This window comes from Pseudomonas sp. H1_F01 (assembly GCF_054681425.1).
Window position 1 is genome coordinate 328,314 of sequence record NZ_CP162823.1, and the last position, 12,295, is coordinate 340,608.

Consider the following 12,295-nt stretch of genomic DNA (forward strand, 5'->3'; position numbering starts at 1 on the left):
ATGACGTTCCTTTTGAGGCGGCTTCGCCACCCAGCGGGAGCAAGCTCCCTCGCCACGGGATCTGCGTTTCGCCTCAAATCTTGTGCTCAGCCAGCGTTCCGCTCTGCCTCTTTCTAGCTGGAATTCAGACGGATAATTTGATGGTTTATGTTATTGCGGTTTATGACGCCAGGAAGAAAAGTCGGATATGTAAATTTCATCCAGCGTTAGCGTCGGCGGTATGTTTTCGATGCTGTCAGCTATCTCGTCATAAGGTGTTGGCAAGATATAGCAGAGGCCGAAATCCTCGTTGAGGATTATGACGCCATTAAATATGCGTTGGCGTTCGGTTAGTTTTTTTATCTGGTCAAAAGGCATTCCTGTGGAAAGCGTATTTTGGTAAAGCCCTTTGTAGCGCGGGTTACAACCTATTGAGAAAATTGTTCCGTCAGGTAGGGTCGAGAGGGTGAGCGTACTATCGATTATGTACGCTGTTCTTGTCTCGCCGTCAGGTAATGTGTAGTTTTTTATCTCGACTTTATGGTTTTCATAGAGTTCATTCATATAGGTCGAGATATTGTCTTGCAATAAAATATTCGCAATTGAATGCTTGGATTTTATGTCGGCTGCAAAATCAATCATTTAAATTCCACCGTTCATTAACGTACCGTTTACGTAAACTGGGGAGTCTTTTATAAGGTCATAGTTTTTAAAGTCACCATGTCCAATCCTGCCGAATACAACATCTTCGCCGGCTTTATTGACTTTATAGACCTTCCAATAATCATTTCCATGGATGTTGGGCTGGGTAGGGCTGCCGCCTGGATGGTAGTCAAGCTTGTAGGTGGCTCCGGATTTTGTACTGCGCACATACTGGACGTGCTGAATCGCATCCGGTCTGCCGGCTTGTGGATAGGTTTTGGTCCATCCTCGCGATGTCAGGTAGCCGTCGACGTCAGCAGGTTTTTTCCCTGTTAGTTTTCCAGTCCATCGTTGGGTTATCGTATTTTTTCTGGCAAATCCTTTGGCCGAGGTACAGCTCAGTCCCAGTGGGTCGGCATACCCTGCAGGATTCGGCGCATAAGCGTAGAAATTAATGCCCCCCGCCAACCCAATCGGATCCGGCGTAGTAAACCGCCCCACATCCGGATCATAAAACCTGAACGTATTGAAATGCAGCCCGGTTTCCCGATCCAGGTACTGCCCCTGGAACCGCAAATTCTGCTCTTCGATGTAATACGGCTCGCGCACTTCCTCCAGCGTATTGCCCCAGACCCGATACGTGGCCTGCCACACATTGTGTCCGTCGGCTTCGGTGAGTTGTTCCGGCAGGCCGTTGAGGTCGTTGTGGTAGTAGCGGATCTTTTGCAGCGGGCCGCTGCCGTCGACGCGGGCCAGGGGTTCGTAGCCGTCGTCTTCGTAGAGGTACAGGCTGGTTTGCTGGTGGCGGTGTTCCTGCAACAAGCGCAGGCCATCCCAGGTGAAGCGAGTTTCGCCCAGCGGGTAACCATTGCTGTCGTGTTCGGTTTTTTCGATGCGCCGGCCCAGCGGGTCGTAGGCCATTTTGACCACGCTGCCGTCGCCGTTGCGCACCTCGATCAAGCGGCTTTCAGCGTCATAGGCAAAGTGCTGCACGCCGCGTTTGGCGCTGCGCTTTTCGATCATCCGGCCGAAGGCGTCGTAGCGGTAGCGTTTGTCCTGGTAGGTCAGCAGCTTGTTGTGCACCACCAATCCGGCGCCGGGGGCCGGGCCGTCCAGCAGGTTGGCGGCGGCGTCGTAGGTGAAGGTTTCGCGCTGGCCGTGCAGGCTGTCCTGGCTGGCGACGATGCGGCCGGTGGCGTCGTAGTGCAGGAGCTGGCGCTGTTGCGCGGCGGGTTGCTGGTCGAGTTTGCCGATGAGGTTGTCGGCGGGGTCGTACTCGAAGTGTTTTTGCACCGCCGCTGGCAGCAGCGAGGGTTGGCTGCTGTGACGGCGTTGCCGTGCGCGCAGGCGGCCGCTGCGGTCGTATTCGCTGCGGGTGTTGATCTGCCCTTGGGTGCGCAGCACTTCGCGGTGCAGGCGGTCGCGTTCGAAGTCGCTGATGACCTGGCCGTCGAGGTTGATCTGGTGCAGGTGGCCGCTGCCGTAGTACAGGCGGTTGACCCAGCGGCCATCGGGCAGTTGGGTCTGGATCAGGTTGCCGAGTTCGTCGTAGTGGTGTTGCAGGCTTCCGGCGGCGCTGTTTTCGGCGAGTAACTGGCCGAGGGCATCGTAGGCGAAGCTCAGGGTCTGGGCGTTGCCTTGCAGGTCGGTGAAGGTGACGGCGGTGAGTTGGTCCAGCGGGTCGTAGCTGTATTCGGTACGGCCATCGTCGGTGACTTTGGCGATCAGCCGGCCCACGGCGTCGCGTTCCAGGCGATGGACGGTGGGGGGCGGTGGGGCTTCGGGAACGAGCGCCAGGCCGGTGCCGTAGGGCGCGGGCATCGCCGTCACTGCCGCGACGTTGTCGAGGCGGTCGTAGTCGTAGCGCTTGGCGCTGCCGTCCAGGTCCTGCTGCTCGATCAACCGATCCCCGATATCCCAGGCAAACCGGTAGCTCTCGCCATTCTCGTTGGTCAGCGCTTGCAGCCGGCCGAAGCTGTCGTAGGCGAACTGCACCTGCCGGCCTTGGGCGTCTGTGCGTTGGCGGACCTGGCCGCGGCGGTTGTGTTGGTAGAGCGTGGTATGCCCGGCCGGGTCGGTGTAGCCGGTGAGTTGGCCGGCGGTGTCGCGCTGGTAGTGTTCGGTGCGGCCGTCCGGCAATTGGCTGCTGAGCAGACGCCCCTGGGCGTCGTAGCGGAATTGGGTGCGCTCGCCGAGGGCGTCGGTGATGATTTGCAGGTAACCGCGCGCGTCGTAGCTGAAGCGCGTCGGGTAACCCGAGCAATCGACGTGCTCCACCAATTGGCCGAACGGGTTCCAGCGCAGCTTTTTGCTTTTGCCGGTGGCGTCGATGATCTCCACGACCTGGCCGTGGGTGTCGTAGCGGTAGCGGGTGATGTGGCCCAGTGGGTCGGTTTCCTCCGTGCAGTTGCCGCGTTGATCGTAGCGGTATTTCCAGCTGTGGCCGGCGGCGTCGGTGTCCACCAGCGGCAGGGCCCAGTGTTCGAGCCAGAGGGTGGATTCGCTGCGGCCCAACGGGTCGGTTTCGCTTAGCAGGTTGCCGGCGTCGTCGTAGCTGAATTGGTACTGGCCGCCCTGTGGATCGGTAGCGCTGAGCAACTGGCGCTCATCGTTCCATTCGAACAGCCAGGTCTGGCCGAGGTTGTCAGTGAACTGGGTGATCTGGTGCTGGCTGTTCCAGTGCCGGGTGCTGACGCGTTGCAGGCTGTCGCTGATGCGGGTGATGCCCGCCTTGAGGTCATAGTCGAACTGGTAGGCGTCGCCTTCGTCGGTCCAGTGCCGGACCACGCGCCATTCCTGGTCGTCGATCAGGGCCCATTCGTAGAAGCAGTGCAGGCCGCTGGGCAACTGGTGCTCGACCATCCGCTGCCCGGCGTCGTAGCTGAAGCGCCGTTGCACCTGGCCGGTGGCGTCGCGCACTTCGGCGAGGGTGTTGGCCGCGTCGTAGGCGTAGCTGACCAGCACTTCCCGCGATTGGTCGGGGTAGAGGCGTTCGATGTGGGTGACGCGTTCGCCTTCGCGGATCAGCTCGACTTGCACCAGGTCGAAGGTGTCGCGCAGTCGCACCAGGCGTCCGGCGTCGTCGTAGTCGAGGTGGATGCGGTTGTCGTTGCGGTCGCCCAATTGGCTCAGGCGCAGGTGCGAAGGGTTGGCTGGCGAAGGTTCGAACAAACGGTACAGGCCGTCGTCGCTTTCGATCAGCAATTGCCCGTTCACATGGCGGCGCACGGCCAGGCCTTCGCCGGCGCTGAACACCGCGCCGCCCAACGGGATGGAACCCATGTCGATGGGCCGGCCTTGTTCGTCGGTGTAGACCAGGGTTTCGCCGCCCTCGGGGTGGGGCAGGATTTCTACCTGGACTTCGTAGGCGACGCTCCAGCCGGCGCCGAACAGGCTGTCTTGGCGTTCGTCGCGGCTGTTGTACACGCGTTGCCAGTCAATCGGCAGGATGCCGGGCAAGACGAAATCCAGGTCCTCGTCACCGCCTAGCACCTTGGCCCCGGTAGCGGCATGCACCGGGTTCGACGAACCCAGGGCGGCGTTGGCGGCCGCGTTCGCCGCGCTGCTGACGGCCATGGACACCGCGCCGCCCACCAGCATGCACGGCAGTTTGCTGAAAAATTTGCCCTTGCCGCCCTTGAGCATCAGCAGCGCGGTGACCGCCAGGCCTACGCCCGGGGTCTTGCCGCTGCGGATCTCGCGCACCACCACCGAACCGCCGCCAATGGTCACGTCAGGGGAAATCAGCCCGGCCGACACCACGGTCGCATCGCAGGTGCTGCGGTCGCCGCTGCGCACGGCGGGCTGGCCGTTGATGGTGACCTTGTCCGAACCTTCGGCCATGAACTGCGGTGGCATGGGTGGGTGCTTGGTGCAGATCACCAGGTCTTCCGGCCGGGTCTCCGTACCGGGGGCGGGCGAGGCGACAGTGGGGCGCCACATCTGCGAGAAGAAATTCCCGGCCATGTCCAGGTAACTGGGTTCTTCTTCCGGCTCGGGCATTTCCAGTTCGGTGCCGGCCGGTGCGACATGGGAAACAACAGCGCCGGCGGCGCGGGCCGAGGGGATGTTGTTGGTGAAGGTGTCCTTGGAGCCGGTGAGGATGTTGGCCTGCACCGTGGGCGGAAAGAGCGCGTTGCCGATGCCCTCGCATAAATTGCTCAGGCCTTTGTCGGCCCCGGTCTTGCTCATGGCCAGGCCGACGATGGTGCCCACCACCAGGCCCAGGACGAAGCAACCCAGGCCGCCGGTAACCACGGTGATGCCCGTGGCCGCGACCACGGCGGCGGTCGCCAGGGCGGTGATCGCGATGTTGGCCGCCACCTCCAATACGCCGCCAAGGATGTCGGCCATCATTGAGGTGTGGTTGAGTGCGTCGCCCAGGCGGGCGGCCCAGAGCGCGTCAGACATGCACGTTGCTCAGGCGGGTAGGGGGGCTGGGGAATGTGGGTTCAAGCAATTTGATGCCTTCCATTGCATCTGTGTCCTTGTGGGTTACGGCATGCTCATCAGGGCCATTCTCAGGCGCTTGATCAGTTTCGGGGTCTTGAGGCAATCGGCCGGGCGTTTGTTGCCCAGGGCGGGCACGGTCTGTTCCAGCCACCAGAACCCTTCCTTGAGCCCTCTTTTTCCGTAGAGCACGACGGCCATGTCGAGGTTGTCATCCATGGCCTTGGCCAGCGCGCGTGCGTTGTCGTCGAGGTAGTCCTCTTCGTACAACCGCACGAAATGCTGCCAATCGGCATCGCCGACGTATTCGTCTTCCAGTCCCATTTTAAAAACCTGCAAAGGAAATCAAGTTGCTGCCGGTCGGGTTTCGCGCCGACGGCGCCAGGATCCCATCATAACCATTAGCCTTGGCCCAGGCGCCGATTTGATGGGTCTGGGTGTACTTGTCGCCGGTAATGCTCTTGAGGGAGACCCCCAATTGTTTGCGCACATCGGCCCGGGTCAGGTCCAGGACGTTGTTGAGCTGCACTTTCTTGCTGACCAGTACCCGTGTGGACAGGTCCACGCCCCAGTGATTGACTTCGCCCATGGCTGTCTTGCGTGAGTTGGCGCCATAGACACCGCCCAGGCCGGGGGCGGTGTAACGGTGCCTGGAGGCGACGTTCCACTTGTGCGCGGTCCAAGTCGTGCTGATCCGCCCCGGCTCTTCAAAGCGATACACCGTTCGGTTGACCTTGCGACCCTTGGGCGGCGTCGAGCATTTCATCAGCCCGAAGGGGTCGATCCAACTCACCGGGTTCGGCGCGTACTGGTAGAGGTTCAGCCCACCGGCTAAGCCGATCGGGTCCGGTGTGGTGAAGCGGCCGATGTCCGGGTCGTAGAAACGCAGGGTGTTGTAGTGCAGCCCGGTTTCGCGGTCCAGGTATTGGCCCTGGAAGCGCAGGTTCTGCTCTTCGATGTAATACGGTTCGCGCAGCTCTTCGGCGGTGTTGCCCCACACTTGGTAACGGGCTCGCCAGAGTGTGTGGCCGTCGGCTTCCGAGAGCTGTTCGGGCAGGCCGTTGAGGTCGTTGTGGTAATAACGGACCTTCTGTTGCTCGCCCAGGCCGTCGACCCTCGCCAGGGGTTCGTGGCTGTCGTCGGCGTAGATGTAGAGGCTGGTCTGGCTGTCGCGGTGTTCCTGCAAAAGTTGCAGCGCATCCCAGGTGAAACGGGTGCGGTTGAGCAGCGTGGCGTGGCGGTCGTACTCGGCTTTTTCGATGCGTCGACCCAACGGGTCATAGGTCATTTTTACGACCGAGCCGTTATCGTTGCGCACTTCCACCAGGCGTTGTTCAGCATCGTAGCGAAAACGCTGGACGCCACGGCGGGCGCTGCGTTTTTCCACCATGCGACCGAAACCGTCATAGCGGTAGCGCTTGTCCTGGTAGGTCAACAAGCGGTTATGCGCGACCTGGCCTGTGCCCAGACCGTCCAGCAGGTTGGCGGCCGGGTCATAGGCGAAGCTTTCACGCTGGCCTTGAAGGTTGTCCTGGCTGGCGAGAATGCGGCCGGTGGCGTCATAGTGCAGCAATTGGCGATGGGACGCTTCGGGCTGGCTGTCGAAGCGCTCCACTCGCTGATCGCTGGCGTCATAACCAAACAGTGATTGCGCCACGGGCGGCAGCAGCGTGGACTGACCCTGTTGCCGCCGCTGACGGGCCCGCAGGCGGCCACTGCGGTCGTATTCGCTGCGGGTGCTCTGGCGCCCCTGGGTGCGCAGCACTTCGCGGTGCAGGCGGTCGCGTTCGAAATCGCTGATGACCTGGCCGTCGAGGTTGATCTGGTGCAGGTTACCGCTGCCGTAGTGCAGGCGGTTCAGCCAACGACCGTCGGGAAGCAGCGTCTGGGTCAGGTTGCCCAGTTCGTCATAGCGATGTTCGAGGTTCCCCGCCCAGCCTTGCTCGGTAATCAATTGCCCCAGGGCGTCGTAACGCAAGCCCAGGCTTTGTACTTCACCGGTCTGGCTGGTGAAGGTGATCGCGTTGACCTGGTCGAGCGCGTCATAGCGGTACTCGGTGCGCCCGTCTGCGGTGACTTTCGCCACCAGTCGCCCCATCGCATCGCGCTCCAGCTCATGAATGATGGGGGCTTGGGGCGAGAGGTCCAGGTCGGTGCTGCCGGGCACCGCGAGCGCTTCCACGCGGGTGACGTTGTCCAGCGGGTCGTAGGCGTAGCGCTTGAGGCTGCCGTCCAGGCTGTGTTGGGCGGTCAAGCGGTCGGCGGCGTCCCAGGCAAACCGGTAGCGCTCACCGTTTTCATTGGTCAGGGCCAGCAGGCGCCCGTAGTTGTCGTAGCTCAGCTCAACCCGGCGGCCATGGGCGTCGGTGCGCACCCGCAGTTGACCGCTTAGGGTGTGTTGGAAATTTGTCGTGTGTCCAGCCGGGTCGCTATAGCCGATCAACTGTCCGCTAGCGTCACGCTGATAGTGCTCGGTGCGCCCGTCCGGCAGTTGCTTGCTCAGCAGCCGACCCTGGTCGTCGTAGCTGAAAAGCGTCCGCTCTCCCAGTGCGTCGGTGCTGCTGAGCAACAGCCCGCGCTCGCAATAGCTCAACCGTGTGGTGTAACCGGAACAATCGGTGTGTTCGCTCAGTTGCCCAAGGGCCGTCCAGCGCATGGTCTTGCTTTTGCCGGTGGCGTCGATGACCTCCACCACTTGGCCGTGGGCGTCGTGGCGATAGCGGGTGACGTGGCCCAGCGGGTCGGTTTCGCGAATGCGGTTGCCCCGCGCGTCATAGCGGTACTGCCAGGTATTTCCCGCGGCATCGGTTTCAGCCAGGGGCAGGGCCCAGTGTTCGAGCCATAGGGTTGACTCGCTGCGCCCCAGCGGGTCGCGGGTTTCGCAGAGGTTCCCGGCTTCGTCATAGCTGAACTGATGTTGTCCGCCGTTGGGATCGGTCGCCCCCAGCAACTGGCTTTCGTCGTTCCACTGGAAGGTCCAGGTGCGATCCAACGGGTCGGTGGTTTCGGTGATCTGATAGCGGGTATCCCAGCGACGGGTGCTGATGCGCTGCAAGCCGTCGGTGATGCGCGTGGTCCCGGCGGCCAGGTCGTAATCGAAGGTGTAGGCGTCGCCCGCGTCGGTCCAGTGGCGAACCACGCGCCATTCCAGGTTTTCAACCAACGCCCATTCATAGAAACAGCGAAGCCCGGTAGGCAGTTGGTGTTCCACCATTCGCCGCCCGGCGTCGTAGGCGTAGCGACGTTTTACCTGGTCGTTGGACTGACGGACCTGCGCCAGATCGCCCTGGCCGTCGTAGCCATAGTGCATCAGCACTTCCCGGCGTTGATCGGCATAGAGGCGGTCGATCCGGCTGACTCGTTGTGGCCAGCGCTCGTCATACGCCAGTGCGATGCGGGTCAGGTCGAAGGTGTCACGCAGTTGCGCCAGGCGTCCGTTGTCGTCGTAGTCCAGGTAGATACGGTTGTCGTTGCGGTCACCCAGTTGGTTCAGGCGTAGCAGCGCTGCATTGGCTGGCGTGGGTTCGAACAAGCGGTACAGTCCGTCCGCGCTCTCTATCAGCAGCTCGCCGTTGGCATGCCGTCGCACGCTGAGGCCTTCACCGGCACTGAACACGGCGCCGCCCAACGGGATGGAACCCATGTCGATGCGTCGGCCCTGTTCGTCGCTATAAACCAGGGTTTCGCCGCCGTCTGGATGGGGCAGGATTTCGACGCGCACCTCATAGGGCACGCTCCAACCGGCACCGAACAACCCGTCGCGGCGTTCGTCGCGGCTGTTGTAGAAGCGTTGCCAGTCGATCGGCAAGATGCCGGGCAGGACGAAGTCCATCTCCTCGACATCGCCCAACACTTTCGCCCCGGTGGCGGCGTGCACGGGGTTCGAGGAGCCCATCGCGGCGTTGGCCGCGGCACCCATCGCGCTACTGACCGCCATCGACGCCGCACCGCCGACCAACATGCACGGCAGGTTACTGAGGAATTTACCCTTGCCGCCCTTTAGCATCAGCAGCGCCGTGACCGCCAGCCCGACGCCCGGGGTCTTGCCGCTGCGGATCTCGCGCACCACCACCGAACCGCCGCCAATGGTCACGTCAGGGGAAATCAGTCCGGCCGACACCACGGTCGCATCGCAGGTGCTGCGGTCGCCGCTGCGCACCGCGGGCTGACCGTTGATGGTGACTTTGTCCGAGCCTTCGGCCAGGAATTGCGGCGGCATCGGCGGGTGTTTCATGCAGATGATCATGTCCAGCGGCTTGGGCACGGCACCGGGCGCGGGCACGGCGACGGTGGGACGCCACATCTGTGAGAAGAAATTCTCGGCCATGTCCAGGTAGCTGGGTTCGGCTTCGGGTGCTTCAAGTTCGGTGCCGGCCGGCGCGACATGGGACTCGATCGCTCCGGCGGCGCGGGCGGCAGGGATGTTGTTGGTCAAGGTGTCGGTGGAGCCGGTGAGGATGTTGGCCTGCACCGTGGGCGGGAAGAGGGCGTTGCCGATGCCCTCGCATATGTCGCTTAGCCCCTTGTCGGCCCCGGTCTTGCTCATGGCGAGGCCGACCACGGCGCCCACCACCGCGCCGAGTAGGAAGCAACCCAAGCCGCCAGTGGCAACGGTAATGCCCGTGGCCGCTACCACGGCAGCCGTCGCTACCGCGGTGATCGCAATGTTCGCGGCTACTTCCAGGACGCCGCCGAGGATATCGGCCATCATCGAGGTGTGGTTCAGCGCGTCGCCTAGCCGAGCGGCCCAGAGTGCGTCAGACATGCAAGGTGCTCATCAAGCCAGAACGTCGAACAGCAGCGAACCCTTGATCGTTGCCCAATGTGCCGCTTCGGCATCGCCCAGTTTCTCGGCTTTCACGTAGCTCAGGGCAAGCATTTTGCGGGTGCCGGGCAGTACCAGGGCCAACTGGAACTGGAAGACCTTTTCATTGCCCTTGTTGAACTGGCTGCGCAATTCGATGGCTTCGACTTCCTGGTTGGCGCCCACGCGCACGGTGGCGCCCGGTTGGCAGCGCAGGTCCTGGACCTGTTTTTCCAGGCGCTTGAGCTGGTCGTCGAGGTTGCTTTGCAGGGTCTCGCCCTCGGTCAGCAAACTGCGGCTGACGATCAAGGACGTGCCCAGCTCGGGGAACTTGAGGATGTTGATTGTCGCGTCCAGCAATTCGCTGGGCGGCAGCTGGAACTGGAATTCATTGAGGCGGTAAGTCATGGCGCAAAAATCTCGAGGTTAGCCCTTGGGTGCAGGGAACGCGGCTTGGATGTTGGCATCGATGCTGCCCTTGACGCCCTGGCCGTCCGGCGTTGCTCCGGGGCCGCCGCCGTTGTTCAGGTGCAGCACGCCGCCGGTGTTGAACTCGGCATCGCCGCTGGCGTAGAAGCTGATCTGTACGCCGGTCAGGTTGATCTGGCCGCTGGCGTTGAGCTCCAGGATGCTTTCGCCGCACACCAGGCGCAGGTTTTCGCCCACTTCAATCACGTAGCTCTGGCTGATGCTGTCGGTCTTGCGCTGGCCGACGGAGAGGATGTCCTCCTGCTTGACGATGCGCAGGCGGTTGTTGCCGATGGTCACCGTCTCGTTGTGGCCGATGCTCTTGTTGCGGTCGTGGCCCACCGAGTGGCTTTCATCCACCTCGACCACGATGTCCTGGTTACGCTCGGCGTGGATGTACAGTTGCTCGGCGCCTTTCTTGTCTTCCATGCGGATTTCGTTGAAATTCGCCGGCGTGCCGCCCTTGCTCGAACGGCTTTTCATCCCGCTCTGGGTGGCATTGGCGGGCAAGTCATAGGGCACGGTCTGTTCGGCATTGTAGACGCGACCGGTGATGATCGGCCGATCCGGGTCGCCTTCGAGGAAACTGACGATCACTTCCTGGCCAATGCGCGGGATCTGCATCGAGCCCCAGTTTTTCCCGGCCCATGCCTGCGACACGCGAATCCAGCACGAGCTGTTTTCGTTGGACTGGTCGTGCCGATCCCAATAGAAGTGCACCTTCACTCGGCCGAACTGATCGGTCCAGATTTCCTCGCCCTTGGGACCCACCACTAAGGCAGTCTGCGGGCCCTTGACGATAGGGCGATGGGTGATGGGCAGCGGCCGATAGCTTTGCTGGGCGTCGATGCAGGTCAGGCTGCTTTCGAACTGTGCTGTCGGCGCGCCGCCGCCGGTTTCGCCGCTTTCCTGGGAGAGGTAGTAGCGGGCGCCGACGATCAGGTATTCGCGGTTCTGGTCCTGGCGGCTGAAGCCGGTGAGGCTGAACAGGTGCCCCGAACCCAAGCCGCGGGCGTTGCCGGCCAGTTCGACCTGTTCGTGCTGGGTCTGCAAGGCTTCGATGCGGGTGCGGGCGTAGTGTTCGCCGTCCTGGCTCTGCACGTAGGTGCCAGGGTAGTCGTACAGGGGATAGTCGCCGGCAGTGTGTGGGCGGGGCATGGCCGAGCGTACGTCGATGCGTGCGCTGGGGCGTTGGAAGTCGTAGTCGTTGAGCTCCAGCGAGCCGGGCTGGACTTCCTGGGCCAGGTGCCAGTCGTGTATGTGGTCACGCTCGCGCTGCTGCTCGTTCTTGGGGTAGTAGGGCACCGAGCCGTAGCCGGGCGCCGTGGTGTGGGCTCCATAAGCGTCGGCCAGCACCAGCACATGTCGACCTTGCTCATGGCGGAAGAAGTAGTAGATCCCTTCCTGCTCCATCAAGCGGCTGACGAAGTCGAAACTGGTCTCGCGATACTGCACGCAGTATTCCCACTCGCGATAAGGCCGGCTCAGGGCGTCTTCGAAATCGGAAAAGCCCAAGTCGCGGAACACCTGCTTGATGATCTGCGGGATGGTGAGGTTCTGGAAAATCCGGCAATCGGAGGTACGGGTCAGCAGCCAAAACCACGGGCGCAGGGTGGCCTGGTAACTGGCGAACTGGCCCTGGTCGACGTTCTGGCTGAAACGGGCCACGATGCCATGGAAATAACGCTCGCCACCGCCATCGAGTTGCAGGCTCACGCACATGGGCTTGCCGAGCACCTGATTGAGGTCGATGGCGTTATCCAGCGAGTGCAGCTGCAACTCATAGTTGAACAGCCGCCCCAGTTCTTCGCCGCCGCCCATGTCCTTGAGCAGCAGTACCTCAGGTCCCAGGGGGCTGGTGATCTTGGCCAGGCGTGAGGCTTGGTTGAATAACATCGGTCATCTCATCGTTGTAATGGCTGCGCCGCTGATTGCCTGACGACACCGGAACAA

At 62.1% G+C, this 12,295-nt stretch carries 6 protein-coding genes; all 6 read right to left on the bottom strand.

All coding sequences use genetic code 11. The features are described from left to right. Positions 1–150: 150 nt before the first annotated feature. The 6 genes from AB4O09_RS01490 to AB4O09_RS01515 all read right to left on the bottom strand — a co-directional run bounded on the left by AB4O09_RS01490 (position 151) and on the right by AB4O09_RS01515 (position 12,238). Positions 151–621: a hypothetical protein gene (locus AB4O09_RS01490; RefSeq protein WP_028237770.1), complete on the bottom strand. Its 471-nt coding sequence runs from the start codon at positions 619–621 to the stop codon at positions 151–153. Then, on the bottom strand, positions 622–5,031 hold the full coding sequence (locus AB4O09_RS01495; RefSeq protein ID WP_223471313.1) for an RHS repeat-associated core domain-containing protein: 4,410 nt from the start codon (positions 5,029–5,031) through the stop codon (positions 622–624). Between the two features lie 84 nt (positions 5,032–5,115). Continuing rightward, positions 5,116–5,394: a hypothetical protein gene (locus AB4O09_RS01500; RefSeq protein ID WP_003206947.1), complete on the bottom strand. Its 279-nt coding sequence runs from the start codon at positions 5,392–5,394 to the stop codon at positions 5,116–5,118. 1 nt (position 5,395) lies between these two features. Next, entirely contained in the window at positions 5,396–9,835 is a 4,440-nt protein-coding gene (locus AB4O09_RS01505; RefSeq protein WP_460107890.1) for an RHS repeat-associated core domain-containing protein, read from the bottom strand. A gap of 12 nt (positions 9,836–9,847) precedes the next feature. Further along, complete coding sequence (locus AB4O09_RS01510; protein ID WP_003206943.1) at positions 9,848–10,282, bottom strand: DcrB-related protein; 435 nt, start codon at positions 10,280–10,282, stop codon at positions 9,848–9,850. Positions 10,283–10,300: 18 nt separating this feature from the next. Further along, on the bottom strand, positions 10,301–12,238 hold the full coding sequence (locus AB4O09_RS01515; protein WP_003206941.1) for a type VI secretion system Vgr family protein: 1,938 nt from the start codon (positions 12,236–12,238) through the stop codon (positions 10,301–10,303). Positions 12,239–12,295 lie beyond the last annotated feature (57 nt).

Coding starts and splice junctions, on each gene's coding strand:
- AB4O09_RS01505 (WP_460107890.1), bottom strand. CDS start 9,835: ATGTCTGACGCACTCTGGGCCGCTCGGCTAGGCGACGCGCTGAACCAC.
- AB4O09_RS01490 (WP_028237770.1), bottom strand. CDS start 621: ATGATTGATTTTGCAGCCGACATAAAATCCAAGCATTCAATTGCGAAT.
- AB4O09_RS01500 (WP_003206947.1), bottom strand. CDS start 5,394: ATGGGACTGGAAGACGAATACGTCGGCGATGCCGATTGGCAGCATTTC.
- AB4O09_RS01495 (WP_223471313.1), bottom strand. CDS start 5,031: ATGTCTGACGCGCTCTGGGCCGCCCGCCTGGGCGACGCACTCAACCAC.
- AB4O09_RS01515 (WP_003206941.1), bottom strand. CDS start 12,238: ATGTTATTCAACCAAGCCTCACGCCTGGCCAAGATCACCAGCCCCCTG.
- AB4O09_RS01510 (WP_003206943.1), bottom strand. CDS start 10,282: ATGACTTACCGCCTCAATGAATTCCAGTTCCAGCTGCCGCCCAGCGAA.